Below are 26351 nucleotides of genomic sequence, written 5' to 3'. Positions count from 1 at the left end.
CATTTAAGACAGATACAGCAATACTTTTCATAGCTGTATTTAAGTTACTTTCAAATATAGCACTTGCCAATTCTTCAAAGTCTACGTTAATGTTTAATTGAGTCATATATAGTCACCTCTACAATTTTTTCTTCGTCGATTACATTGTACTAAAGTGAGCTATATATGGCTCTTATTTTATTACACAATTATATGGACATATTCGCGTTTTAACCAGATTTCCCCTGAATCGCACGATATCTTCTGAGTCTTCGTGCGTTTTCGATTCAGAGCTTCACGCTCCTATACAACATTACCTATAATTATAATTCATCTATTTATTTTTTGCATTTTTAAACATTTATGCATACACTGTATAAAAAAGGAGTGGGATTTATCTTGGCCAAACAAACTGATTTACGTGTCATCAAAACTAAAAAAGCGCTCAATGACACATTACTCGAAATATTAACTATTAAAAATTTTTCTGATATCACTGTTAATGAAATATGCAATAAATCTCTCATTCATCGTACAACTTTTTATAAACATTTTATGGATAAAATTGATTTATTACAATATGCATTAAAAGAAAATACTAAGGAGTTCTTCATATTAGATATTTATGATCGACTTCACAAACCATTTCAATCTATGGAAAAATCTTTCGTAAATAAATTAAATGATGTATTTGAAAAACAAATGAATAATGATAAAGAATTTATGGATGAACTTATTAAGTATTTCATAGAAGTATTTAGTAAAGATTTCAAAAATAATATTGATAAAGTCGCAACCCCAACCCATATACCACAATCTCTACTTCCATATATTTATGGTTCAAATTTATCAGCCATCATACATTGGTCTGATTCATTACAAGGCGACTTAGACTACTCAAAGCTAGACGAAATATTTAATGAAATTAATATCATTAGTTTAAATGAAGGAAATTAAAAGGCCGAGACAATTAATTGTCTCAGCCTTTTATCATTATATTGGCAGTGGAATTCTATCCCACTGTTTTATTTTTGGACTAAATTATTTACATAATCTTTGAATTCTTCTTTGTTACCTTCTTCTATATCTATCATGGCAACTTTACCTTGAGGGAATTCAATAAATAATACGCCTTTGTCTTCTATTGTTACGGCTTTAATATCTTGATAACTAAATACTCTTTTATAAGGTTCGCCATTCATATCAACACTCATAATGACACGTTCGTTTGTTGTAATGTATGCACCTTTAAACTGTGTTTGTTCTCCTACTTTATATATGATTGTACCTAATACGCTTGGTCCAACTTTTTCAGTGGGATATAATTCATTTTCATCAATTTCATTTAATTTCATGCTTGAAACCTCCATTCATTACTCTCTCTATTGTACGAAATAAATAGAGTATGAAACAAATATTATGATTGACGTTCTATCAATTATTTAAATTAATGTAACCTGCTCTAATTTTTTTGCCTTCTTCATCAAATGATTCTACATAACCATCTTCGCTCACATTATATGATCCTAATAATTCCCCATCTTTACTCGTATATGAAAAACCAAATTTATCTCCATGTTTCTCTGGTTCTTTCCAAACTGTTTCATCTGTATCCACTTTATCTATACCTTCAAATGCTTCTACAGCATCAAACACGTTATCTCTCGTTATGACAGTATCTTGATTTTCACTAGAATTTACAAATTCAAAGTCATCAGGATATTGCATAATATATTGAATGTTATCATTATCATCATTCCCGTTTGTATATACTGCAATTTGATATCCATTGTTCGGCGTATTATTATAAATAACAAATGAATGGCCTTGTCCCGTTCTTAAATCTTGAGCTGGCTCACCATGAAAGTCTATAAATTCTTTATATGTTACATGGTCTGTAGGAACAATACTAAATTGTTCTACTGGTCTACCTTCACTCAAATAGTACATGACCATGAAATTTCCATATACATGCCCTTCTCTACCTAAGAAGTTACGCACATCTTCTTCCTGCCCAAACTTTGATTCTATATTCTCTTTATTCATCGTTTTCATCATACCTTTATACCCCGTTACATGATTTTCATTCATATAATGATCTGAAAAATCTTGTGACAAAATATCAATTTTCGGAGCTGATTCACTCTTATTACTGTTATTATTTTTTGATTGAGATGATTTATTATGATTATTTTTATTTGGTGGATCTCCTATAGTAATACTACATCCCGATAAAAGTAGTATCGTCGCAATGATGAATAAAAATTTATATTTCATTAATATAAATCCCTCCTAACTCAATTAAATAAATAATACTAAATTTATTAAAATTATTATTCCCTATTTCAAAGATAATATTCAGAAAAATTTGAAAACGTTTGTTTACTTTTATATAATGGTCATTAACTAGTTGAAAGGAGTCCTTTTACAATGACTGAACGAATTTATGGAAATACGCCTTGCTTTTTAGGTGGTAAAAATTTAACTAAAGAAAAAGATTATTCGACAGATGTTCTCGTATATGGTGTACCTTTCGAAGGCCCATGCACATGGGGTGACTATACGGGGTGTGAATTAGGCCCTAAACAAATCAGATTATCATCTGCTAGATATAGTGGCTATCTCCCTGAATTAGATCATATAGATGTTAATCAACATTTATCAATCGGTGACGTTGGAGATGTTTCAACTGTACCTCATGATGTTGAACAAACAGTAAATAATATTGAGACATTTGCAGAAGATTTATGGCGCTCTAATAAATTTTTAGTTGGATTAGGCGGAGACCATGGTATTACATATCCAATTTTAAAAGGTTTAACAAATACCGGAAAAAAAGTAGGTATTATTCACTTAGACGCACATTACGATAATATGCCACACTATGAAAACGAACGATTTGCACGAAACACACCATTTATGAGGTTGTATGAAACTGAAGGCATTCGTAATGAAAGTTTAATTCATACTGGTATACACGGACCTCGAAATCAGCCTGAAACTGGTAAATTCGCTAAAGAAAATGGTGCTGTCACGATCACGATTAACGAAATCAAAGAAACGTCAGATTTAAGAAAATTTGCAAGAGATATCTATGCACAAGCTAGTAAAGATGTAGATGTTGTTTACTTAACAATTTGCAGTGATGTATTAGATTTCGCATTTAATCCAGGTGGTCCAGTTGATGGTAACGGACTGACAAGTTACGAATTACTTACTATGATATACGAATTTGGTAAATTAGGCCTTGTAGGTATGGACTTTGTTGAAGTCTATCCTATGCAAGATGCTAACCAAAATTCATCTCACTTTGTATCAACAGCTGTGCTTTATGTATTAGCCGGACACATTAAATACTTAAATAAAATTTAATGCCTGACATACGAAGGGATGGATTCATATGGCAGAACAGAGAGAAAGAAGTAAGTTCAGCATATTTGGTCCTGGCATGATTATAACCGCTTCATTTGTGGGACCAGGGACAGTTACGACTATGACTCAAGGTGGAGCCGGGTTTGGTTATAGTCTACTTTGGGCAGTGTTATTCTCAATTATTGCTACAATTGCATTACAAGAGATGGTTGCTCGATTAGCACTCGTTACAAATGAAGGTTTAGGTGAAGCCATACGTGATATTTTTAATCATCACCTCCTAAAAATCATCACTGTTTGGTTTAGTATGGTTGCTGTCGCAGTAGGTTGTGCCGCTTATATATCTGGTGATTTACTAGGTACTTCTTTAGGTGCTGCCTACTTACTTGATATACCTGAACATATCATCGCACCAGTAATCGGTATTATCATCTTATTAATAGGATTAAAAGGAAGTTATGATTTAATAGAAAAAGTCATGACCGTGCTCGTTCTTATTATGGGTGTTATTTTTATAACAACTGTAATTGTTATTCAACCAGATTTTGGTGCTGTTCTTAAAGGGGCATTCGTACCAAGCATACCTAATGGATCACTTCTAACAGTGATTGCGTTAATTGGTACAACAGTCGTTCCGTATAACTTTTTCATACATGCGACGTCTATTCACGAACGTTTTAATGGTGTTAAAGATTTAAAAATCGTTAGAACAGATACAATTCTAGCTATTGGGCTAGGCGGTCTGATTTCAGCTGCCATTCTAATAACTGCAGGTACATTAATAGAAGGCAGAGAAGTTAAGAGTTTAGTTGAATTATCTGAACCGCTTAAACCAATACTTGGTGATTTTGCTCCATTATTTATGAGTATCGGTTTATTCTCTGCAGGTTTATCATCTGCCATTGCCTCTCCTATGGGTGCTGCAGCTACTATAAGTAGTTGTCTTCGCTGGAAAGGTGGCGTAAAGAGTAAAAAATATCGACTAGTCTTTGCTATCGTGATATTTATCGGCATAATTACTTCTTCTCTTGGATTTGAACCATTAGAAGTATTATTAATTGCTCAAGCATTAAATGGTATTATATTACCGCTTATTGCAGTATTAATTTTTATTATCTTGAACAAGAAAAATATGATGGGCAAATTTGCAAATGGCATCGTGCTTAATATCATTGGAATATTCGTTGTTTTAGTCGTTTCGTTCTTAGGTATTTATAGTTTAATAGATGCTATTCAAAGTTTCATGAGTTAATTATCAAGAATTTATAGGGGATGAAATATTTTATGACAAAATTAACAGTCTATCTAGCAGGACAAATACATGATAATTGGAGAGAAGAAATCACCCAAAAAGCACAAGAAAGTAATTTACCATTAACTTTTGTTGGGCCTCAAACAAATCATGATCGTTCTGATAATGTAGGTGAAGCCATATTAGGAGAACAGCCAAACAATTATTATAAAGATAACGCAGCATCAGACATTAATAATTTGCGTACACAAGTATTGATGAACAAAGCAGACATCGTAATTGCTTTATTTGGAGAAAAATATAAACAATGGAATACAGCTATGGATGCATCAACTGCAGTTGCACTCAACAAACCATTGATTCTTGTACGTCCAACAGACTTAATCCATCCATTAAAAGAACTATCCAACAAAGCTAATGTCACTGTAGAAACAGTCGATCAAGCATTAGATGTTATTAAGTACATTTATGAGTAAAAATTTTAAAAAGGAGTGGAACAGAAATCTAGTTTTAAAAAATAGATTTCTGTTCCACTCCTTTTTATTCATCATTTCAATTTCATTTTCATTTTCATTTGTTTCTTATATTTAAAATAAACTTTTGATAATAAATCTGCTATGAGCAACCCAAGTGCAATAGAACTTGATATTAAAGCTACTTTAATCATTGTTATCAAAGCTTCATGATAGTCATTGAGCACTAAATTTTTAATTGCTTCATAAGCGGTTCCTCCTGGTACAAGTGGAATAATTCCAGGAATGATAAACAAAATAATTGGCGAAAAGAATCGCTTACTCATAAAGTGACTCATGATTCCAATAAAGAAACCACCTATAAATGAAGATTGTACATCTGAATCATTAAATAATAGACTTGATTGAAATGCCATCCATCCTATTGCACCAACTATTCCTGCAGGTACTAACAAGTATTTAGGTGAATTAAATAATACGCCAAATAATAAAGATGCTCCAAAACTAAATACAATATTTAATATTATTGTTATTATCATAACTCACCTCTCAAGAGAAAATTAATAATACAACGCCTACACCTACTCCTATCGCTATTGAAGTAAATGTTGCTTCTAAACCTTTAGAAATACCAACTAACAATTGTCCAAGAAATAAATCTTGTATCGCATTTGTTATTAATACCCCTGGTACAATAGGCATGACTGCAGATATTATTGAAATATTTACTGTATTCCCACCAGTTATGATTTGATTCCATATAGCTATTAAAGCAATTACACTAGCAGCAACTATTTCTGCTATAAACTTCACATTCGTCCATGAATGTAATAACTCTACGATACAATACCCTATTGCGCCGGCAATGAAAGTTGCGATGATATCTTCTTTAATTCCACTAAATAAATATAGGAAAAATACTGATATAAGCCCTGCAGCAACCATTTTAAATGGTAAAGAATATGGATATGGTGAATTATGTATAGTAAGTATTCTCTTTAAAGCCTCTTCTGCCGATATTTGTTCTTTTTCTAACATTCTCGATACATTATTTACACGATGAATATTGCCTAAATTAGTATCTCTCTTTTTCACTCTATAAACTCTTATATTATCATCTATATCTAAAGCAAAATTTATAAAAGTTGAACTTACATAACATTGATTATTAGGATATCCTAGACGTTTAGCCATTCTAAACATCGTATCCTCAACACGAAATGCCTCTGAACCCGCTTCTAAAAGAACTAGACCCGCATTCATCACTATTTCTTGAACTAATTCTTTTGAATGCTTTTTTTGATTCATACTATACACACCTCGTTTCTTAGTTACATCTATATAAGAATATCAAATATAACATTACATTTTAACTTTAAAAGTAATAAAAATAAAAAAATTTGGGATTTCAAAATATTTTTCAAAAACTACATTTAATATGCTAAATTTTTCTATTTTATGAACATTTACGATACAACTTGACTTTACATTAATTTCATAATAGGCTTAATTTTGACGTAAGGAGGAAAATAAAATGGAAACACCACCAATCAACAAACAACTTGGTTTCTTATTATATGTTGCGTCAAAAGAGCTTATTAAAAAATATACACCGATATTGAAGAAATATAACTTAACTTATACAGGTTATATCGTTCTTGTAGCTATAGATAAAAACGAAGTCATCAATATTAAAACTTTAGGCGACAGACTATATTTAGATTCTGGAACATTAACACCATTATTAAAAAAACTAGAAGAAAAAGGATTCATTAACCGTGAAAGAGCGATTAATGATGAAAGAAATTTACGCGTTTCACTAACTGAACAAGGCATTGAAACACAATCTGAAATCTCAGAAGAAATCGTAAAAGTATTTCAAGGATTAGAAGTAGGCTCTGAGAATTCTTTAGAATTAAGAGATTCTATAGAAAAATTCATACAAACAACTCTTAACAAAGACATATCAGAATAAATTAATTAACTACCTCATTGTATAATGTCTTTTAATATTTAATAAGCAGTAGAAATTCATTGTAAACATTGAATTTCTACTGCTTTTTCTAATAATGCTGATTAGAGTGTGCTTAGATTGTGCTTACTGGCAGAATTCTGAATTGTGCTCCTTAGACTGTGCTTACTAGCAGAATTCTGAATTATGCTCCTTAGATTGCGCTTACTGGCAGAATTCTGAATTGTGCTCCTTAGATTGCGCTTACTGGCAGAATTCCGAATTGTGCTCCTTAGATTGTTCTTACTGGCAGAATTCTGAATTGTGCTCCTTAGATACTACCCCTTACGGACTTTTCTCGGAATTATGTCCCTTACAACACCTCTTACAGACATTTCTCAGAATTATGTCCCTTACACTACACCTTACGGACATTTCTCAGAATTATGTCCCTTACAACCACTCTTACGGACATTTCTCAGAATTATGTCTCTAACGACACCTCTTACGGACATTTCTCAGAATTTTGTCCCTTACAACACTTCTTACGGACATTTCTCAGAATTATGTCTCTAACAACACCTCTTACGGACATTTCTCAGAATTTTGTCCCTTAGTCCCTTGCACTACCACTCACACTCTCTTACCTATTATAACTATGATATGGGCATGTGATAATGTGATCGTCAATAATACCTATACTTTGTAAAAATGAATAGACAATCTTTGGACCGACAAAATTAAATCCAATTTTTTTTAAGTCTTTACTTAATTTAATTGAAAGTTCTGTTTCAGCTGGTATGTCTGTTGTATTATGCCATTCGTTGATTATAGGTTTGCCCTCTACATAAGACCATAAAAAGTTTGCTAAACTTCCATATTGTTGCTGAATGTTTTGCACTAATAATGCATTGTTTCTTACGGATTTGATTTTTCCTTTATGTTTTATAACGTTATATTCTGTTCTAATTTCCTCTAATTCATCGTCTGTTAATTGTGCACATTTTTCGATATCAAATTGTTTAAATGCTTCTTGATATGCATGACGTTTTTGTATAACAGTTTCCCAAGACAAACCTGCTTGAGCGCCTTCTAAAGAAAGCATTTCAAATATATATTGATCATCTTTATTTATTCTACACCATTCTTTTTCATGATATACTTTCATTAAATCACTACTTGGCCACGTGCATTCAGTCATGCTTAATCACTCATTCCATATTTTTTATCTAACTTATGATTTCGAATCATAAATATTATAATTGTAATTCCAAATACGCTTAATATTAAAATTGCCTCCCAAACGCCTAATTTAAAAGGCATCCCCAATGCTGTATATAAATCTTTAACTACGATAAATGTAAATAACGCCATAATTTCAAATTTTATAAAATAAATAAGTAATTTAGCATTTTCTATTTGTTCTTCGTTTGGCTTACCATAAAGTGATGGAACATGTATGTATTGATCTAATTCAGGTCTACTTACAATAGTATGTAATATTAACCAGATAAATATTCCTAATGCTGGCATAAAAAAGATAAATGCTTTTGTTGCCCATGCATCTGGATTACCTGCAAAATCATAATGACTTGGTATATTATCGGGCAATACGTCAAAATTAATTATAATTAATATTATAGAAAATAACCACATAACAATACTTGAAATATCTAGCACACGTCTGAGCATGATATCTCCCCCTTATAAAAAAGCAACAAGTACATTAAATGTGCTTGTTGCTTTTAAATTTAATCTATATAAGTATTTATTAAGCTTACCAAGCAAATAATCCAACGAATGCAGCTGTTAACAGTGATACTAAAATACCTGAAAGCAGCATCATTGGTACATATTTAGATACAAAATTAGATACATCGTCTTTGACAATGCCCTTGAGTGTTCCTATTATCATACCAATTGTAGAGAAGTTAGCAAATGATACTAAGAAAGTACTAATTACTGCCGCTCTATGTGTTGAATATTCACTTATCTCTTTACTGATTGTACTCATCACAACAAATTCATTTGTTACAATTTTAAGTGCCATTTGTTGAGCAACTACCCAAGCTTCGCCAACTGGCATACCGAGTAAAATTGCAAATGGGAACATAAAGATACCGAGTATGTACTCTAATCTTATGTTTGGTAAATATGGAATAGGATCCATAATACCTAATAATTTATTAATCAAGTCTGCGATTGCAACAAAAGCGATAACAAACGCGATAATGATTAATACAAGTTTACCTGCATTGATTACTGAATCCCCTAAAAATGAGAAGAATGGTTGTCTTTCCCCTTCGTCTATCTCAGCTACAACATCTTCTTCTGGATCTAAATCAAATGGATTTAAAATAGTTGTTACAATAATTGCATTAATTATGTTTAATGGTATAGCAGTTAATACATATTCCCCCGGTATCATTGTGACATATGCACCAACAATTGCACCTGAAACTGAACTCATAGACATCATTGCAACTGTCAGTACTCTAACTTTATTCATAGAAGTTAACTGTTTAGATGATACTGCTAAAGCTTCTGTATTTCCTAAAAACATCATTTCAATCGAGAAGAATGACTCGAACTTAGGTTGTCTTGTTACTTTTGAAATAACCCAACCTAAAATTGAAATAAATTTCGGTAAAATTCCTAAATACATTAAAATATCAAATACTGGTACAACTAGTAGAATTGGTAGCAACGCTGAAACTGCCATATCCATATTCCCTGGTCCTGGTGCTGTAAAGCTACCAAATGCAAATCCTATTCCCGAAAAAGCAGATTCTAAAAGCCACGACACACCATCAGCCGCACCTTTAACGAATTTTGCTCCAAATGAAAATTGAGTGAAGAACCATGCTAATACTAAGTTAATTACGATTAGTATTGAAACAGATTTCCAATCAATATTCTTCTTATCCCTAGAAAAAAGAAAAGCGACACCAATGAATATCAACAAACCAATTATATTGATGATTAGAAACATTGTTTTTGTCCACCCTTTTTTATTATTAAAATCAACATTATTATAACATGCAAATTAAAAGTATGTTACTACATTTTAAAGTCACTTTTACAATTTTTTATAATAAATAAAAATAAGAGGCAAAGAGATAAATAAGTTTTTTGAAAAAATGAAATAAGCTGTAGATTAAGTCAGGTGTTAATCGAAGAGTTTGAGCAAGTTGTAGATTAACTTCCTAATTAATCTAAGACATTCTCAAAATCAACTCCATACAATGAAAAAATCATGGGACATAAATAATTTTCATAAAAAATAGGAGGCAAAGACAATTAAATTGTCCTTACCTCTTATCATTTATTATCATATACTCGTTAATTATTATTAATTTGAATATTGATCAAATTGATTAATAGATTGATCACATTTCATACTTATAGCTAAATACACTATATAACCAGAAACCAGTACCATGATTAAAGCATAAACTGTTAACACATAAATATTAGATATTATCATTGTATTAAACAGCAACAACATGAGTATCATTATCGCATCTACAATGCTTAATAAAATAACACATACGCGCTCCATTCTAACCCTTCTTTACTCCATAATATGACTCTAGCTATTAGCTACTTGTCTTTCGCAATGAGACTCATATTACTACATTCATTCTATGAATTCAATACGTTTTACTAAAATTTTAAAAAAGAAATTTTTGATTTGAAATTTTTGAAGTAAGCTGATTACTAAAGTACGTTATAAAGGATATGATATAGTTTACAAATGTAGAGACTTTACATTTTAAATAGGAGGCATTTTTCATGGAAAATTATCATTTAAATGACGGACAAGTATTACCACAAGTTGGATTTGGTACATATAAACTGAATGGATCAACTGGAGTACGTGCAATTGTAAATGCCTTGAACAATGGCTATCGAATTCTTGATACTGCATATAATTATGAGAATGAAGGTACAGTTGGAAAAGCAATAGAAGAAAGTCACGTAGATCGAGATCAAATTATTGTAACTTCTAAATTACCAGGACGTTATCATAGTTATGATCAAGCAATCACTGCTATCCAAGAGTCAATATATCGACTTGGTGTTGAGTATCTAGACTTATATTTAATACATTGGCCAAATCCTAAACAAGGTAAGTATGTCGAAGCATGGAAAGCACTCATTGATGCTCAAAAACTTGGACTCATTAAATCTATTGGTGTATGTAATTTCTTAGAAGAACACATTGAAACACTAGAAAAAGAAACAGGCGTATTACCAGCAGTTAATCAAATAGAGTTACATCCTTACTTTAATCAAAAAGATGTACTAGAATATCACAAAGAAAAAGGCATTATAATAGAAGCATGGAGTCCATTAGGTCGTGCATCAGAAGTAATAAACGACGAGAAAATTGGAGAAATTGCTAAGAAATATAATAAAAAGATTCCACAAATTATCTTGAAATGGCATGTACAAAACGGTGTAGTACCAATTCCTAAATCTACATCAATCGCCAGACAAATACAGAACAAAGATATCTTTGATTTCTATTTAGAATCAGAAGACTTAGCTGAAATTGATTCATTAACAAAGAAAGATGGACGTCTTAAAGGCCAAGACCCAGCAACTCACGAAGAATTTTAAAAGGAGCGATTCAAATGGCAAAACTAGCAAAATTAGGTAAATCAAATATTGAAGTCAATCCGATTGGTTTAGGAACGAATGCAGTAGGAGGACATAATTTATACCCTAACCTCAATGAAGAACAAGGTAAAGATGTTGTCAGAGCTGCTATTGATAATGGTGTCACTTTACTAGATACAGCTTTTATTTATGGTCCAGGCAGATCAGAGGAACTTGTAGGTGAAGTTGTTAAAGAATACGATAGAAAAGATGTTGTTATCGCTACTAAAGGTGCTCATTATTTCGAAGGAGACGACACGAAACTTTCTAATGACCCAGAATTCATTAAAGAACAAGTTGAGAATAGCCTTAAAAGATTACAAACTGACTATATAGATTTATATTATATTCACTTTCCAGATGAAGAAACACCGAAAGATAAAGCTGTTGCTGCATTACAAGAATTGAAAGAAGCAGGCAAAATTAAAGCAATTGGTGTTTCTAACTTTACTTTGGATCAATTAAAAGAAGCGAATAAAAATGGAAATGTTGACGTAATTCAACATGAATATAACTTATTAAATCGTGAAAATGAACATATTTTAGAATATACAGCTGAACATAACATTACATTTATACCATACTTCCCATTAGCTGCAGGGTTACTTGCTGGTAAGTATGACGAAAATACAACATTCGATGATTTAAGAGCGAGTAAACCTGATTTCCAAGGTGAACAGTTCAAAGAAAATCTTAAAAAAGTTAATAAACTAAGAGATATTGCTAAAGAACACAACGTCGATGTTGCACATATTGTACTTGCCTATTATTTAACTAAACCTTCATTAGATGTTATTATTCCTGGTGCTAAAAGAAATGAGCAAGTAATAGATAACCTAAAAACATTGGATGTTCAGTTAACTGAAGACAACATTAAACAAATAGAATCTTTATTCCCAATTTCATAATTCACACCATTCAAAGCTGAGACAAAATAATTGTCTCAGCTTTTTCTTTTATCTCACAAATGTGTTTAATTAAAATAACAAAACATTTCTTCTATTGATATTGATTATCATTTGCAAATGTAGGATAATGAAACCAAGTAGAAGTATAGGAGGAATCATGACTTATGAATATGACAGACGTTACGATTATTGGCGGAGGTCCTGCTGGTTTATTCGCGAGTTTCTATTCCGGGTTAAGGGGAATGAGCGTCAGAATTCTAGATTTTCAAGATAAACTAGGTGGCAAAATGCATGTATACCCTGAAAAAATCATTTGGGATATTGGCGCGATAGCTCCAAAACCATGCTATGAAGTCATAGAAGATTTAGTGAAACAAGGTACTCATTTTGGACCTGAAGTTTGCTTAGAAGAAAAAGTTATCGATATAAAAAAAGTTGAAGAACAACATTTTATTTTATATACAGAAAAAGGGAATGAATACCATTCAAAATCTATTATTATTGCTGTTGGTGGCGGGATAATCAAACCACTTACGCTAGATATTGAAGGTGCTGAGCGCTTTGAACTTTCGAATTTGAATTACGTAGTCCAATCTATTCAAAAATTTAAAGATAAACATATTCTTATTTCTGGAGCTGGAAATTCAGCACTAGACTGGGCATGTGATTTATCTGAATATGCGAAAAGTGTCACGATTTGTTATAGAAAAGATGAAATTTCCGGTCATGAGCATATGCGTGAATTATTAGATAAACTCAACATTACTAAAAAGCCGAGTATGACAATTAAACAACTTAACAGTCACCCAGACAAGCCTATTATTTCAGAAGTTGTATTAGAACATGTTGAAACAAAAGAACAAGAAATCTTACCAGTTGATGAAGTAATTATTAGTCACGGATTTGATTATGAGTCAGAATTACTCCACAATGCACAAACGAAAATTAACTTAGTAAATGATTTCTTTATAGAAGGCTTAGGAAGCAGCAAAACTTCTGTTCCAGGTATATTTGGAGCTGGAGACATCCTTAAACACGAAGCAAAAGTACATTTAATAGCAGCTTGCTTTACAGATGCAGCTAATGCAGCAAACTTAGCAAAAAGTTATATCGATCCTGAAGCACAAGAAGGCGGTCGTGTTTCAAGTCATAATGATGTATTTAAAGAAAAGAACAAAGACATAATCAAAAATTATATCGCACAATCATAAGTTCAAACTACGGGCGGAGACAATTTGTGTCTCAGCCCTTTTTTATATTAAGCATATATGCAGAGCGTTTTTGTATACTTTTGTTTAAATTTTCTTAAATAAAATTTAATTTCTTCTAAAGTAAGGTTTCTTTCATTATCCACTTCATTCATATAATTTATTTACACCATATTCCTAGTTCCCCAAAACATTGATTTTACAACACTTATTAGTGTTAGGATTGTTTGAGTTGTTTCAGACGCTTGCCCTTTTTATCATTTACTTGCCCTTTTTCTGCCCTTAAAAAATTTATAAGGTCATAAAAGTAAATTCATTAATCCAATGCGTTTATAGTATTAAAGGAGGGATTAATATGTATCATGATGATGGTAATTTAATGTTAGTTGATACACCTGCAGAATACAAAAGAAAATAAATTTCACAAAACATCATTTTAAAACATTCATATGGATTGTATTGTGGAGATAGAGTAAAAAACACCATATTTACAATACATTTATGGTAAAGTGTATATTATATTAAAGCATAAATAATTATAATCCAAAAACTTTTAGGAGTAGATTCAACATGAACAATTTAGGAACTTTATATTTTTTCACAGGTAAAATGGGTGCTGGAAAAACAACAATGTCAAAACACTTAACGAAAGAAAAAAATGCAGTTTTATTATCAGAAGACGAATGGCTTGAAAGTCTGTATCCAAATAAAATTAAGACGTTAGAAGATTATCAAAATTTATCAAAACAAATAAAACCTTTGATAAAAAAACATATACAGAATATATTGTGTGTTGGGACAGATGTAGTTATGGACTTTCCAGGAAACACTAAAAATCAAAGAAGATATTTATTAAATATAGCTAATGAAATAAATGCCTATCATAAACTTATATATATAAATGTTGATAACCAAAAATGTATAGAACACCTAAAGATAAGACAACTAGAGGAACCAGAAAGGAATAATTTTGATACTGAATCTACTTTCAATTATCTCACTTCATTCTTCGAGGAACCCAACGAATCAGAAGGAATAAATATTATAGAAATAAATAGCAAAGATAAATAAAAAAGCCCACCAATTAAGGTGGGTTTGGTTATTTTGTAAATGCCCTGATACTTGTTATAAAAAATATTAATATTGTAACTATATGAATTATAAAAAGTCCAATTAAAAAACATCTCAAGAACTCATATAATATCTTCCAATTACCATGAATATAATTTATATTTACAGAAACAATTATCATTGAAAATAATATCAATAAAATGCTTATTACTGTCAAAATATATAAAAACCATCTTAGTTGCTTTCTATAGCTGACAGATATAAATATCCATTTAAACAATTTATCTTCTTTCATCGAGAATATCGAAGCAACAAATGTCCCAAACAAGCCTAATGTAATGCTAGAAAAAATTATTACATTATTAAAGAATGAAGTATAATCTAAAATGTTATCCACATTATCATCTCACTAATCTATTAAAAGGTTTATCTTGCAATCGATAAAAACTTACCATTCTACCATAAATGCCACTTTGTGATATAATACGCTCTTCACTAATATCTACATCGATAATTGCTTGTATTTTATTACTTATTAAGTCAATTGATTGTACACTACTATCTTCTTCCTCTCTAGCACGAACAATTAGTTTTTCTACTTCAGATTCACTATAATTTTGATAAGTATCCTCTGTAATCATATTTGTATATTTGTTTATAATTTCTCTCATATCTTCACTATTTATTTCAGCTGTTTTTCTATTCTCGGTCTTTAAAGTTATTTCAACTGAGTATACTCCATTTATTTCTTTCTTAAATAACTCGCGAAGAACATTTTGAGCCTGCTCCCTAGATACTTGAATCCCAATGCTTCTATACACACTTTGTCTTAGCGCTTTACTAGTAGTATTCTTTTCTAAAATTGCGTCTAACCTTAATTTCATTTCAATATTTAAAACTAAATAGACTAACTTATTTATAAAACCTTCGATAGCTTTTATACCTACAGCATTAACACCCCTTTGGATTATTAAACAAGCATTTGCGGGATCGTATAAACAACTTATTTTATACCCAATATATTCATCATCTTCAGCGTCTATAATTCGTGATTCTCCACTTTCTTTACTAAGTTCGTATAATTGATAGTCAAACTTTTCAAAAACTAAGTGAAAATACTTATTATCTAGATCATGATACACATAACTTAACTTTATTTTAACACCCGAATGTTCATAAGTATAAAAATAATTTGAAATATTACTTAGATAATCTTTGGGTTTCTTTTCTTCTTTCGCTTTTATAACCTTAGATTTACATTCTTTATATTGATTTTCAATAGTAGTAAATAAATTCGTTAACTCATATTCAACATCATCCCTATCAAATTCTTCTTTGATTGGTCTCAAAAAGTTAAAACGCACAATTTTATTCTTAGCCATTCCCCTTACCTCTTTCAGTGTGTATTTAACAATATTATACATTTTACACAATAAAGTTGAAAGAGTTAATTTATAAAAAACGCAACTAACATCGGGGAAGATATTAGTTGCTAATACACACTTATATTATACCATATAATAAGACTAACTACTATTATCAGATGCTAATTAATGACATAAAAAAACATCCTAGCCTATTTCCGTAAGCTAGGAGATATAGTTATAGCAAAGGAACTACTACAAAGGTTTCAGAGGTTTTAGAAAAATCGATTACATCTAGTTCTTATAAACTAATAAGCGAAGGAATTTTTCACTCTTAATATGTATATTGTACGATAAATTTAAATCCTTTAATTAATTATGACCTATAACGCTAGTCACTAACATATCTATGATGCTACAATTTATTTAGTTGTCATATAGACGAATCCCTTCGTTTATATTTTTTTTGAAAAAGCACCCCCAACTTATGATGCAGTTGGGGGCTTTTAATAGACAACTTGTAGTATATAGTATTGCATCCATACTTCTGAATCAAACCAATATTAATTTTACCCAAAATTATGCCTGCACAAATTTGTGCAGGTTTTTTTATTGAAAGATTCACCAATTTTCAAACGGGTTATAATAAATTTATAAAATATAAATCCACATATTTATTGATGAAATACTAATGCTTGGTTTTATTCTATTTTCAGTTTGGTTATCAATCATCGTTATCACTTTCTTTTATAAAAAGAAGCCCTGTACTTAATTGTACAAGGCTTCTTTTTTATGCTTTGAATAAATAACTTTTTTCTTTCCTCACTTCTTCTAGCACCTCATCAAGATTAATGACTTCGCCTGTCTCTATATTGATTTGGAAGAGGTCTTTATCCAACACTTTGAATATATCATCTGGATCGTGCATATCACGTGAAACGTTCTTTAAAATAGCTTTATCTAACTCATAAGCATTGATTAAATCTTTATGACGTTCTAACTCTTGTTTTAAATAATCACGTTCACTTTCTAATTCTAATACTCTATTATCATCATCTGATCATTGATTATCTATATCTTTAATTTTATTAGATAGCATTTCGTTATCCGCTTCTATTTCTTTAATCTTGTTAGACTGTTGTTTAATAGATTGGCCATATAAAGCCATTACACGCTTTATTTGTTCAGCCGATAACTTTATATCTCTTAACTGTTGCCTGTTCATTCTGTCCTCCTCCATTAATATATAAGGAAGTTATTTCTAACTTCCCTATACAAATTGTTTGAGGCTTAACTCAATCCTCTTGAATACATACCACTTCGATATAACTGACCTTGTCTGTGATTAACTTTTTTGGTAATTTCTTTACTATCTAAATATACGCTCGTGTCTTTTCTTGCGATTTGCTCTTGTGTTCTTCTGCTAGCATCTTGAATGTTTTTGCTTTGTTTAAGTGTTGCTAAGACATCTTTAAGAATTTCTGCTTCTTCATTAAACCCAAGCATCTCTCCAGTTTTGTCATGCAATACTTTACTTCTCGCTCTCATAGATGGATCATGACTTATAACTGATTCACTAAATCCACCTTCAGCAAGCCAAGCGATTTCTGGAGAATTAATAATGCCACCTTTAGCATAACCGTGACCTTGACCTATATATCCTAATAGTCCAGAACCATAAGTGTTTTTAGCATAATTCATACCTGCTACAAGGTTATGAAGTGGATTCCAAATATTGCCCATTCCTTTACCTTTGTTTGCTGCAAAAGTTCCTGGTTTAACTTGTACAAGTCCCATGGCGTTTCCATCTGCTAAGCCATCATTACCACCCATTGCTCTAGCATTACCACCAGATTCAGTCATAATTTGCTTAGACCATGCGTTGATATAAGCTGATGTTATAGGTAAACCAGCAGTTCTTAAAGCCCTTATAATCAGACTTCTATAATTACCACCTTTTCCACCACTACTACCACCCATACCTTTCAAGACTTTAACTGGGTCTAATGTGTTTTTATTCGTTAGATAAGGTGTTGGTACTTCTTCGACTTGTGTATGCAAGTGAGCGCCCTTAGTGAAATGTCCACTATTACCTGTTATTGCAATGTCTTCACCTTTTTTCACCATACCTTCTTTTAATATTTTGCTTAAGTGAACAAAGTACATTGCAATTTTACCGGCTGCAAGGCGTAAAACATTACCACCACCAAAGTCGTGTTGTGCAGTGGCTTTGCCATTCATTGGTGCTTGAATTTTCTCGAAAACATGAGGAGTATCAATACCAAAATGTCGTCCACCATTGATAGATGCAGGATAACCTGGTAAAGGACTATTCGGACTATATCCAAATGTAATTCCTTTGCTTAAAATACCAGAACCGTCAATATCTCCACCACTTGTTTCTTCAAACCACTTTGCGAATAGATTCTTAACTCCAGAAGTAAGCTTTTTATACATTGCGCCCATCATATCTCCAGGTACACCTTTAATACCAGAAAAATCTACACCCATCATATCCATTACTTTATTGACAAGTTTTCCAGGGTTTTCGATATAATCAAATACATCGCCAACTACAGAATCAAATTTATCTTTCACTGCTTTTCCAGCACTTTTGACACCTTCAACGCCCTCTGAAACTTTTTCAACTTTATCAGGATTTTTACCCATTAAAGTTCCTAGTCCGTCACCTATATTTCCAGAAAACTTACCAAATACAGTCCCTTTTGAATATCTTGGTAATCCATTCATATCTGCATATGTTTGTGTTCCATTGTCGACCACAGTACCTTTAGGTAAGTAAGCAAGTGTATCAGTGTCTGGTGTAATTACAGTCTTGCCATTAGGATAACGAATCGTTTCGTGTCTAAATCCACCAGGACCATTGCCACGTCCTTTATCACCAACGACAGCCATTGTGTCTTGTGCAATAGCACCATTTCTTGTACCAGTAGATAGTTTGATAGGCTTAATCATTTCTTTACCCATACCTAATTTGTCGCCTACTTTATTAACGCCATCAATCATGAGATTAAGTCCACCAATTGCATGTTTCTTAATTCCAGACGCTAATTTTTTAGCGTTTTCAACAACACTATCTTTCATACCAATGACCATATCTTTAATGCCATTAACAAAACCTTTAATGCCATCTTTCATTTTTCCAAAGATACCGACAACTGCATCTTTCATCGTGTTTGCCATTCCAGTCGCTTTATCTTTAATAGTTGTCCAAGTGTTTTTAGAAAAGTCTAAAACTTTATTTAGAATTCCTTTTATACTTTTTAACATGCCATTAAATTTTCCCTTTATGTTATTCCATAAAGTTTGAGCGATTGAAGTTACTTTGTTTTTTAATGAGTTCCACAAATTAATGGCAAATGTTTTTAATCTATTGAAAATACTACGTACAGAATTAAAGAGTCCCTGAATTTTATTTTTTACCAATGTCCATAGCGTTTGTGCAATAGATACAACCTTATTCTTCAATCCTAACCATAAATTAATTACAAATGTTTTTAATCCATTAAAGATTGATTTCGTGCTATTCCATAATCCCAAGAATTTGTTTTTAACTTGAGTCCATATTGATTGAGCAAAACTAACTATTTTATTCTTGATGAATGTCCAGGTATTGACTAAGAAATTACGAATACTTGTATAAATAGACTTGATACTTTTAAATAGTCCTATAAACTTATTTCTAACAGTTGTCCAGATACCTTGTGCCATTCTACCTATGAAATTCTTAATAAACGTCCAACCTCTAGTGATTACACCTCGTACCAAGTTCAATCCTAATGCCACAGTCTTTAACATCTTGCCAACGAACCATAATTGCACTAAATTCCACGCTAGCATTACTGCACCTTTTAATATTTGAACAATACCTTGCCACACGCCACGCCAATTTCCTGTGAATAAAGCAGAAAATACTTTAATAGTACCTAGTATAATATTTAGTGCGCCTTGAATAACGCCTTTAATATTGTTCCAAACTGAAACGATCAACATTCTAATAGCTGGCCAGATAAATTTCATCAAGTTCCAAATCAAAGTCATAATTGGTTTGATGATATTACCCCAAATAAATCTAAATGCAGTTCCTATTCCAGAAGCAATATTGCTAACTGCACTCATTATTTGCGTACCGTTTTGTTGCCAAAATGTAGAAAGTTGTTGTCCTATTTGCATGCCAAAACTTTTAACTGCATTAACAACTTGGAAGAACACTTGCTTAATTTTACTTACTACACCCATTAATTTATGAACTTGTTCAGCAGGCATAACTCTCGATAGCATACTCATGCCACGACCATCATTACCTTTGAATAAATTAAATACTCCCGTGACTAGGTCTTTAAGCTTTCCGAATGCCACTTTTACATTTTCAATTACGTTATTAACTACATTTCTAAATGTTTCTGATTTCTTATAGGCAATTACAAATGCAGTACCTAAAGCAACAATACCTAATGTAATCCAACCAATAGGTCCAGTCATCACTCCGAGTGCAGCACCTAGTTTAGGAAATACTTTAGTGATTCCAACTATTGCACCTTCAGCACTTTTAGAAGCAGCACTAAATTTAGCAATGAACTGTAGAAACTTACCGAATGGACCAAATATCATTGCTATCACACCAGTCAGTTTCCCGAATATGGTTAATATAGGACCAACTGCAATAAGTGTTAGCGCACTCCATTTCATAACACTGTTAATGAGTTTTTGCGTTCCAGTATCAAGACTGTTGTACCAACCAACAATACCTTTAATACCATTAATAACTTTATCAAAAGCTACTCCTAGCGATTCTCCCCATTTAGCAGCCGAACCTTCCATACTATCGAACATACCAGTTAGATCATTCATTAAAGGTTTCATTTTACTGAAGAAACCTCCACCTTTGCCACCAGCATCAAGAAATGAAGCGCCGATACGTCCAACTGCAGCCCACATATTAGCTAATGATGCCGTGAATGATTTTTCACCCATCGTTTTAGCTGCTCCACCAATGTTATTTTCAATAGCATTTTGTAACATTTCACTTGATATTTTTCCATCTGCTGCCATATCTGAAACTTCAGATGCTGCAACATTCGCTTCTTTTGCTAACCATTGGTAAATAGGTAGACCTCTATCAGATAGTTCTTGTAATTCTCCATTGTATGCTTTGTTGGATGTTTGAACTTTGTTTAAGATCCTTCCCATTTCGTCCATACCAACACCAGCTACAGCTGCTGCATCTCCAGTATTAGTTAAATATTGAACTAATTCTTTACCTGGTTTAATGCCAGCAGCAACAGCATTCGCAGCAGTAGTTGCAGCTTCACCCATACCGAACGATGTACCTTTAACAGCTTTATTAGCATTCGTCATTATTTCTTCAACGTTTTTTCCACTATTACCTAAAGCAGATAGTTTGGCTTCTGCGTTATCGATTTCTACTAAACGCCCAAAACCTTTACCGATTGTGATACCTGCTAATGCACTACCTGCTATCATTGCTGGTTTCGTTATTTTACTTGTTAAGCTACTTCCCATTTCAACCGACTTTTTAGAAATCGTATCAAGGGTACTACTAACTCTTTCAAAACCTTGACCCGTTTTAAATACTCGATTCATACCACGTGACATGTTCTTTTCCATTGACGATGCTGCACGATTAGATGCTTTCTCTATATCATCAAGTCTATTGGTAATAGCATTAAATGCTGATTCCATTCCCTTAGCATCGGAAGTAAACTTGGCTTGCAATTCTTTAATAGTTGCCATATAAACACTCCCCTCTTTGGTGAGCATTTATAATCATTTTATCTTCTCCTAGTCATTTAATTTTGCTAAATTACGCAGTTCTTCTTCTGTCATATCTGTCATGATGTCTTCAATAAATGTAATGTCGCCTGTATGTTCGATAGAGTGCTTATCACTCCATTCGACTTTTCTATTTTTAAGCCAAAATATAATCGCCGTTGTATCTGGTGCAACATGCTTTCGAACTCTCTTTACTTCAATACCTTGTTCGTATGTTACTTCTTCAACATAGTAGCCTAATGCTCGTTTGTGTAGAGAACTTTCAACCTCTCTATCTACAACTTCCTTACCTCTTTTTAAGGCTTGTAAAATAGGTAAATGAGCCTTCTTCCAGTTGTATAATGTCTTAACGCTACAGCCTATGTTATGCGCTATCTGTTCATCAATTAAGCCGTCTCTAGCCCAACCCTCAATCTTCGTTAATCCCTCTTCAGTTAACCAATCTTTATACGATACCCTCACCATCACATCACCTCCTTTCGTCGTTTAAAATCATTATGTTCAGCTAAATGCTTACCTTTCAAATGATTAAAGATTTCTACCCAATTAATTACAACTGGTTCGACTTTAAATTCATAATCAATATAACTTTGTATCTCATCACTTAATACGTTGACCGCTTCTTGTTCAATTGGATCATCATGTATTCTTTCATCGTGTATCTTTGCTAACGCTTTTTTGAACTTGTTTATCGGGTATTGGTCGTTCCGATTTCTTCTCACGCCATACTTTTGAAAGTATCTAACCGCTCTAACAGTGTTATAATCATTAGCTTCTATAAAAGCATTTTCAACATCATCGTTAGCTTGATTAAACACGTCTATTTTCCGTTGTAATCGTTCTTTACACTCAATGATATGAATTGATAAATCGCATATATTAAACACTTTAGTTCTTAAACCCATTGCTTCATCAATGCCCATTGTCGAGCAATTCATATGGTACAGTTCTTCTATTTCCTCTTGTCTATGCTTAATATATGCTCGTTGATACAGTCTGTTGTATTTAGTTAATAACGCCCTATCAGTAACGGAATATGTCACTTAAAACACCTCACAGAAAGTTAGTAAAATCTATTGCTTTACGTTCTTTTTCCGTTTCAATGTCTGGTATATTATCAATCTTTTCACTTTGTTCATCTTTAGTTTTTTCTACAATTACATTCATTAATTCATCTATCCACTTTAAATAATCGTCGGGCATATGAGGGTGATTTTTCATATCTTCTAATGCGTAAATCCACATTTTGTAGTCTTTACGTTTTGTTGATATTAGATACTCGCAAAACCGAAGCTTTGTATAATATTGAGCAATCACTTCATCTTTTGTTATACGTGATAGGTCTCGTTCTTCAAACACTTCTAGTAACACTTCTAACATAGTATTTTTATACCACTCGTTAGGATCAGTATTAAAACACTCATGTCGATGTAGTTCCCAGCGCAATCCCTCATCACTAAACTCTTGTATTGCGTCTTTATATTGCTCTTTAAAATGCTCTTTAAAGTTGCTGTTAATACTGGTCATAGTTACCTCCTTTAAAGTTATGAGGTCGTAAAGCACGACCCCACTTTATTAATTTTTACTGATTTCAACTTTATCTAGTTCGCCTTTATGATTAATCATATTTCTCGTTTTAGCTTTCCATGTACCATATTGCTTTTTAAACAAATCTTTATCTTGAACAGATAAAAAGTGATGTATGTTATCGTACTCAATCAAGTCATGGTTATAAAGCGTATTTAAATCTCTAAATTCTTCTATAATGGCGTTATATTCCTCTATAGCATTATTCAGTCTTACTTGTATATCCTCCGCTTCTTCTTGATAATATGATCTTAAGTCATTTACTTTGTTCAATAACTCAAATAGATTCTTTCGTTTAATTGCTGGTACAGTATCTTTCTTAATTTTAATTAAGTCATCATGTTCTTTTAATTTTTCTTTAGCTTTTAAAACTTCTTTATATGATTCTTGTGCCTTTTCAAACTCACCGTTATTAGTAGCCAAACCGTATACTTGTTCTACTTCTGTTAATTCAGTGACTAATTCACTTCTTGTTTGTTCTAACGCCTTTAGTTCTGAATCTATCTTTTTATTTGCCTCTAAGTATTCTTTATAATATTTATCTGTTTTCCTTTTTAATTTCTCCTTTAGTTTTAGTTACGTACTTTTTTGACTAAGCTATTACTCATTTTTGAGCAATAGTATGCGATCTTTTTTGACCACGTACTTTTTAATGTGTCAATTTTGTCAATTTATAATGAAGCGGCTTTTAATATCCTCACTTTTGGGGATATTAACGAACGCAATTTTGCGTTGGCTGAATCAATGTGTCCAAATCTGGACAGTGAAATCTGCAGAATCCAATTTTGGATTTTGAGAACTCACTTTTGAGTTTTGAGAACGTGATTTTGCGTTTTCAGAACTTAGTTATTGTTCTAACGCGTCCACATTTGGAGTCATTAAAATCTTTTCTATTTATCACGGTGCATATTTGAGTAGTGAGATGTAATCCCATTCAAGGACTTCGTGGTCAATTTGACTACGCAGATTATGACCTCGTGTTTCACGACTCCCTTTGAGATGACTAGGCAAATTACCCATTCAGCACAAATGACGGAACGAATCGTTCCCCCCTTTAACTGACGTCACGAATCGTTACGGCAGAAACCTTAGAAAACCTAACATAAAATCTCATCAAATATTGATTTTTGAACTTGTTCCCGTCTTCTTAATCTAGTTGGCGACATGTTATTAATGCGTGCTTGTTTTTGTTGTTCTATCCATGATAATAAATGTCTATCTGATTCATTTTGCTTTTTCAATCTCTTTTTACGCTTTAAATAATTACGTCTGTTACGTTCGCTAATACGTTCTTTATTGAGTTTATTGTATTGCTTCATGTATTCCTTTCTTTCTTCAGACATGCCCTCTCACTCCATATCGCTTATTTGCTTTTTAATTAGTATCTATTTCATTCTCGTGAACAACTTCTAACCTTTATATATCAATGTTTTATACTCACATTTTCCAACAATTGTCTTAATAGGTTTTTATACCAACATATCCCAGCATTTAATTATTAGGTTCATATAAAATAGTCTCGTTCGTTCTCACCCAAATAACATGTAATGCGTAACTTTCCGCTTCAAGTTCTCTTATATAATTTGGATCAGCATCATCATGTTTTGCATGACCTATCTTTTCATTTAAATATCTTTGAAGTTCCTGTAACTCTTTGTTAAGCTTTTTGAATTTATCTTCGTAATAGCTCATTAATTAACCTCCAATCTCAAATATGGTTATTTGCGTTTTAAAGGCTATATTTGGAACATTTGCCAATTTATGATAATTAGTATTACTCAACATGTTATCGTCCCAAATAGCCTATAATTTTAATCAAATTTAATACTTTTACTCTTAAAACGGTGGATCACTGATATCATAAGGCAAATTATTATCATTCTTTTTTTCAGCTATCTTTTTTTCTTCATTTGATGTGTTCTTAAATTTACCTTTTCTCCTTCTATCAGTACCTCTCATTTCGATTGGTGTTGTATTTTCCATCATTCTTGAGAATATGCGTTCCCAATCTTTGTCACTTGATAGTTCTTTTTGAGTAAGGTTGGTCGTATAAACATTGTGTTTACCCAGTCTGGATTGAATAATTATTAGTAGTATTGACATGTCTGCTTTGTAGTTAGAAGAAGCACCAACATCATCGAATATAACTAAATCAGCGGTTCGAATTAGATATAGCATTGTTTCTTGATAGTTTTGTTTCGCTAGTAGTGTATTGGGATTCCAACTTGTTTTTATATTATTTAAAAGCAAATTAATATCTAAATACATAACTCTGAAACTCTTTTTGGCGTCATTCATAATTGAAGCTGCTAACATTGACTTACCTGTTCCATAATCACCGTAGATAAATAATGATTGAGGATTATATAAATCAAAGTTGTCTGAATACCTTTTGCATATTCTCATTGCCCTAGCATTCATTTCATTTTCTGGTTCATATTCATCAAAATGAACATTCTGGAATTTTTTAGGGATAAAAGAGAGTGATTTATTGAAATATCTATCTCTATTAATTTTTTCAGATTGTTTAATATTGCTTTTAGCTAATTCGTTTAAATTACAATGACAGTTATATCGCCACTTATACCCGTTTTCATGTTCCAAATCGCTTACTATCCGACCACATCCAGAACATATATACGATTCAGATTCATATGTTACTGGTGATCCTTTTTCAGCTTCTCTATATTTCATTTGTATCATCGTT

27 protein-coding genes and 1 pseudogene are annotated in these 26351 nt (G+C 32.0%); 9 read left to right on the top strand and 19 right to left on the bottom strand.

What is annotated here, in order from left to right; all coding sequences use genetic code 11:
• The first annotated feature begins 378 nt into the window (after positions 1 to 378).
• Entirely contained in the window at positions 379 to 936 is a 558-nt protein-coding gene (locus LQ609_RS09685) for a TetR/AcrR family transcriptional regulator (RefSeq protein ID WP_078357287.1), read from the top strand.
• 68 nt (positions 937 to 1004) lie between these two features.
• Here the strand turns inward: LQ609_RS09685 and LQ609_RS09680 are convergent, their stop codons facing one another.
• Complete coding sequence (locus tag LQ609_RS09680) at positions 1005 to 1334, bottom strand: hypothetical protein (protein ID WP_078357286.1); 330 nt, start codon at positions 1332 to 1334, stop codon at positions 1005 to 1007.
• A 79-nt stretch (positions 1335 to 1413) separates the two neighbouring features.
• Positions 1414 to 2256, bottom strand: a complete 843-nt coding sequence (locus LQ609_RS09675) for a hypothetical protein (protein WP_078357285.1) — start codon at positions 2254 to 2256, stop codon at positions 1414 to 1416.
• 153 nt (positions 2257 to 2409) lie between these two features.
• Here LQ609_RS09675 and LQ609_RS09670 point away from each other — a divergent pair, with 153 nt between their 5' ends.
• The 3 genes from LQ609_RS09670 to LQ609_RS09660 are packed head-to-tail and all read left to right on the top strand — an operon-like array spanning position 2410 to position 5079.
• Positions 2410 to 3351: an agmatinase family protein gene (locus LQ609_RS09670; protein WP_078357284.1), complete on the top strand. Its 942-nt coding sequence runs from the start codon at positions 2410 to 2412 to the stop codon at positions 3349 to 3351.
• Positions 3352 to 3379: 28 nt separating this feature from the next.
• Positions 3380 to 4603, top strand: a complete 1224-nt coding sequence (locus tag LQ609_RS09665) for an Nramp family divalent metal transporter (protein WP_239734679.1) — start codon at positions 3380 to 3382, stop codon at positions 4601 to 4603.
• 32 nt (positions 4604 to 4635) lie between these two features.
• On the top strand, positions 4636 to 5079 hold the full coding sequence (locus LQ609_RS09660; RefSeq protein ID WP_078357282.1) for a YtoQ family protein: 444 nt from the start codon (positions 4636 to 4638) through the stop codon (positions 5077 to 5079).
• 71 nt (positions 5080 to 5150) lie between these two features.
• Here LQ609_RS09660 and LQ609_RS09655 read toward each other — a convergent pair whose 3' ends face one another.
• Positions 5151 to 5615, bottom strand: coding sequence for a threonine/serine exporter family protein (locus tag LQ609_RS09655; RefSeq protein ID WP_078357281.1), 465 nt, complete (start codon positions 5613 to 5615; stop codon positions 5151 to 5153).
• Positions 5616 to 5625: 10 nt separating this feature from the next.
• Positions 5626 to 6384, bottom strand: coding sequence for a threonine/serine exporter family protein (locus LQ609_RS09650; protein ID WP_078357280.1), 759 nt, complete (start codon positions 6382 to 6384; stop codon positions 5626 to 5628).
• Between the two features lie 226 nt (positions 6385 to 6610).
• Here LQ609_RS09650 and LQ609_RS09645 point away from each other — a divergent pair, with 226 nt between their 5' ends.
• Positions 6611 to 7051 carry a MarR family winged helix-turn-helix transcriptional regulator gene (locus LQ609_RS09645; RefSeq protein WP_078357279.1) on the top strand — a complete coding sequence of 147 codons (441 nt, stop codon included), beginning with the start codon at positions 6611 to 6613 and terminating at the stop codon, positions 7049 to 7051.
• A gap of 619 nt (positions 7052 to 7670) precedes the next feature.
• Here the strand turns inward: LQ609_RS09645 and LQ609_RS09640 are convergent.
• The 4 genes from LQ609_RS09640 to LQ609_RS09625 form a co-directional block, all read right to left on the bottom strand.
• Positions 7671 to 8228: a DNA-3-methyladenine glycosylase I gene (locus LQ609_RS09640; RefSeq protein ID WP_078357278.1), complete on the bottom strand. Its 558-nt coding sequence runs from the start codon at positions 8226 to 8228 to the stop codon at positions 7671 to 7673.
• Positions 8229 to 8230: 2 nt separating this feature from the next.
• Positions 8231 to 8719: a DUF1648 domain-containing protein gene (locus LQ609_RS09635; RefSeq protein WP_078357277.1), complete on the bottom strand. Its 489-nt coding sequence runs from the start codon at positions 8717 to 8719 to the stop codon at positions 8231 to 8233.
• A gap of 85 nt (positions 8720 to 8804) precedes the next feature.
• A complete protein-coding gene (locus LQ609_RS09630) occupies positions 8805 to 10019 on the bottom strand; it encodes a NupC/NupG family nucleoside CNT transporter (protein ID WP_078357276.1) in 1215 nt (404 codons plus the stop codon).
• 360 nt (positions 10020 to 10379) lie between these two features.
• Complete coding sequence (locus LQ609_RS09625; protein ID WP_239734678.1) at positions 10380 to 10589, bottom strand: hypothetical protein; 210 nt, start codon at positions 10587 to 10589, stop codon at positions 10380 to 10382.
• Between the two features lie 233 nt (positions 10590 to 10822).
• On the opposite strand from LQ609_RS09625, the gene LQ609_RS09620 reads away from it, so the two are divergent.
• From LQ609_RS09620 to LQ609_RS09605, 4 genes are all read left to right on the top strand, one after another.
• Positions 10823 to 11653: an aldo/keto reductase gene (locus LQ609_RS09620; RefSeq protein ID WP_239734677.1), complete on the top strand. Its 831-nt coding sequence runs from the start codon at positions 10823 to 10825 to the stop codon at positions 11651 to 11653.
• A 14-nt stretch (positions 11654 to 11667) separates the two neighbouring features.
• Positions 11668 to 12600, top strand: a complete 933-nt coding sequence (locus LQ609_RS09615) for an aldo/keto reductase (protein WP_078357273.1) — start codon at positions 11668 to 11670, stop codon at positions 12598 to 12600.
• A gap of 170 nt (positions 12601 to 12770) precedes the next feature.
• Positions 12771 to 13811, top strand: a complete 1041-nt coding sequence (locus tag LQ609_RS09610; RefSeq protein WP_107510128.1) for an NAD(P)/FAD-dependent oxidoreductase — start codon at positions 12771 to 12773, stop codon at positions 13809 to 13811.
• A gap of 567 nt (positions 13812 to 14378) precedes the next feature.
• Complete coding sequence (locus LQ609_RS09605; protein ID WP_239734676.1) at positions 14379 to 14879, top strand: P-loop nucleotide/nucleoside kinase family protein; 501 nt, start codon at positions 14379 to 14381, stop codon at positions 14877 to 14879.
• Positions 14880 to 15280: 401 nt separating this feature from the next.
• Here LQ609_RS09605 and LQ609_RS09600 read toward each other — a convergent pair whose 3' ends face one another.
• The 11 genes and pseudogenes from LQ609_RS09600 to LQ609_RS09550 all read right to left on the bottom strand — a co-directional run bounded on the left by LQ609_RS09600 (position 15281) and on the right by LQ609_RS09550 (position 26347).
• Positions 15281 to 16261, bottom strand: a complete 981-nt coding sequence (locus LQ609_RS09600; protein WP_239734675.1) for a DUF6731 family protein — start codon at positions 16259 to 16261, stop codon at positions 15281 to 15283.
• 772 nt (positions 16262 to 17033) lie between these two features.
• Positions 17034 to 17255, bottom strand: a pseudogene (locus tag LQ609_RS12770) (phage scaffolding protein); the annotation flags it as partial.
• 48 nt (positions 17256 to 17303) lie between these two features.
• Complete coding sequence (locus LQ609_RS09590) at positions 17304 to 17468, bottom strand: hypothetical protein (RefSeq protein ID WP_239734673.1); 165 nt, start codon at positions 17466 to 17468, stop codon at positions 17304 to 17306.
• Positions 17469 to 17533: 65 nt separating this feature from the next.
• Entirely contained in the window at positions 17534 to 22018 is a 4485-nt protein-coding gene (locus LQ609_RS09585; RefSeq protein WP_239734672.1) for a tape measure protein, read from the bottom strand.
• Between the two features lie 48 nt (positions 22019 to 22066).
• Entirely contained in the window at positions 22067 to 22522 is a 456-nt protein-coding gene (locus LQ609_RS09580; protein WP_239734671.1) for a hypothetical protein, read from the bottom strand.
• Positions 22522 to 22995 (bottom strand): hypothetical protein, encoded by a 474-nt coding sequence (locus tag LQ609_RS09575; protein ID WP_239734670.1) that lies wholly within the window; start codon positions 22993 to 22995, stop codon positions 22522 to 22524. Before LQ609_RS09575 ends, LQ609_RS09580 begins: the two co-directional genes overlap by 1 nt.
• A gap of 115 nt (positions 22996 to 23110) precedes the next feature.
• A complete protein-coding gene (locus LQ609_RS09570) occupies positions 23111 to 23584 on the bottom strand; it encodes a hypothetical protein (protein ID WP_239734669.1) in 474 nt (157 codons plus the stop codon).
• 48 nt (positions 23585 to 23632) lie between these two features.
• On the bottom strand, positions 23633 to 24067 hold the full coding sequence (locus LQ609_RS09565) for a hypothetical protein (protein ID WP_239734668.1): 435 nt from the start codon (positions 24065 to 24067) through the stop codon (positions 23633 to 23635).
• A 674-nt stretch (positions 24068 to 24741) separates the two neighbouring features.
• Positions 24742 to 24987: a hypothetical protein gene (locus tag LQ609_RS09560; protein WP_239734667.1), complete on the bottom strand. Its 246-nt coding sequence runs from the start codon at positions 24985 to 24987 to the stop codon at positions 24742 to 24744.
• A gap of 148 nt (positions 24988 to 25135) precedes the next feature.
• A complete protein-coding gene (locus tag LQ609_RS09555; RefSeq protein WP_239734666.1) occupies positions 25136 to 25336 on the bottom strand; it encodes a hypothetical protein in 201 nt (66 codons plus the stop codon).
• Positions 25337 to 25480: 144 nt separating this feature from the next.
• A complete protein-coding gene (locus LQ609_RS09550; RefSeq protein ID WP_239734665.1) occupies positions 25481 to 26347 on the bottom strand; it encodes an ATP-binding protein in 867 nt (288 codons plus the stop codon).
• Positions 26348 to 26351: the final 4 nt, after the last annotated feature.

It is taken from the genome of Mammaliicoccus sp. G-M28 (assembly GCF_022386595.1).
Taxonomy (GTDB): Bacteria; Bacillota; Bacilli; order Staphylococcales; family Staphylococcaceae; genus Mammaliicoccus; species Mammaliicoccus fleurettii.
This window is presented reverse-complemented; position numbering and strand designations above follow the sequence as displayed.

Coding starts and splice junctions, on each gene's coding strand:
- LQ609_RS09655 (WP_078357281.1), bottom strand. CDS start 5,615: ATGATAATAACAATAATATTAAATATTGTATTTAGTTTTGGAGCATCT.
- LQ609_RS09665 (WP_239734679.1), top strand. CDS start 3,380: ATGGCAGAACAGAGAGAAAGAAGTAAGTTCAGCATATTTGGTCCTGGC.
- LQ609_RS09680 (WP_078357286.1), bottom strand. CDS start 1,334: ATGAAATTAAATGAAATTGATGAAAATGAATTATATCCCACTGAAAAA.
- LQ609_RS09575 (WP_239734670.1), bottom strand. CDS start 22,995: ATGAATTGCTCGACAATGGGCATTGATGAAGCAATGGGTTTAAGAACT.
- LQ609_RS09620 (WP_239734677.1), top strand. CDS start 10,823: ATGGAAAATTATCATTTAAATGACGGACAAGTATTACCACAAGTTGGA.
- LQ609_RS09625 (WP_239734678.1), bottom strand. CDS start 10,589: ATGGAGCGCGTATGTGTTATTTTATTAAGCATTGTAGATGCGATAATG.
- LQ609_RS09590 (WP_239734673.1), bottom strand. CDS start 17,468: ATGAACAGGCAACAGTTAAGAGATATAAAGTTATCGGCTGAACAAATA.
- LQ609_RS09600 (WP_239734675.1), bottom strand. CDS start 16,261: ATGGCTAAGAATAAAATTGTGCGTTTTAACTTTTTGAGACCAATCAAA.
- LQ609_RS09610 (WP_107510128.1), top strand. CDS start 12,771: ATGACAGACGTTACGATTATTGGCGGAGGTCCTGCTGGTTTATTCGCG.
- LQ609_RS09585 (WP_239734672.1), bottom strand. CDS start 22,018: ATGGCAACTATTAAAGAATTGCAAGCCAAGTTTACTTCCGATGCTAAG.
- LQ609_RS09670 (WP_078357284.1), top strand. CDS start 2,410: ATGACTGAACGAATTTATGGAAATACGCCTTGCTTTTTAGGTGGTAAA.
- LQ609_RS09675 (WP_078357285.1), bottom strand. CDS start 2,256: ATGAAATATAAATTTTTATTCATCATTGCGACGATACTACTTTTATCG.
- LQ609_RS09640 (WP_078357278.1), bottom strand. CDS start 8,228: ATGACTGAATGCACGTGGCCAAGTAGTGATTTAATGAAAGTATATCAT.
- LQ609_RS09615 (WP_078357273.1), top strand. CDS start 11,668: ATGGCAAAACTAGCAAAATTAGGTAAATCAAATATTGAAGTCAATCCG.
- LQ609_RS09650 (WP_078357280.1), bottom strand. CDS start 6,384: ATGAATCAAAAAAAGCATTCAAAAGAATTAGTTCAAGAAATAGTGATG.
- LQ609_RS09550 (WP_239734665.1), bottom strand. CDS start 26,347: ATGATACAAATGAAATATAGAGAAGCTGAAAAAGGATCACCAGTAACA.
- LQ609_RS09630 (WP_078357276.1), bottom strand. CDS start 10,019: ATGTTTCTAATCATCAATATAATTGGTTTGTTGATATTCATTGGTGTC.
- LQ609_RS09560 (WP_239734667.1), bottom strand. CDS start 24,987: ATGTCTGAAGAAAGAAAGGAATACATGAAGCAATACAATAAACTCAAT.
- LQ609_RS09635 (WP_078357277.1), bottom strand. CDS start 8,719: ATGCTCAGACGTGTGCTAGATATTTCAAGTATTGTTATGTGGTTATTT.
- LQ609_RS09645 (WP_078357279.1), top strand. CDS start 6,611: ATGGAAACACCACCAATCAACAAACAACTTGGTTTCTTATTATATGTT.
- LQ609_RS09580 (WP_239734671.1), bottom strand. CDS start 22,522: ATGGTGAGGGTATCGTATAAAGATTGGTTAACTGAAGAGGGATTAACG.
- LQ609_RS09660 (WP_078357282.1), top strand. CDS start 4,636: ATGACAAAATTAACAGTCTATCTAGCAGGACAAATACATGATAATTGG.
- LQ609_RS09555 (WP_239734666.1), bottom strand. CDS start 25,336: ATGAGCTATTACGAAGATAAATTCAAAAAGCTTAACAAAGAGTTACAG.
- LQ609_RS09570 (WP_239734669.1), bottom strand. CDS start 23,584: ATGACCAGTATTAACAGCAACTTTAAAGAGCATTTTAAAGAGCAATAT.
- LQ609_RS09605 (WP_239734676.1), top strand. CDS start 14,379: ATGAACAATTTAGGAACTTTATATTTTTTCACAGGTAAAATGGGTGCT.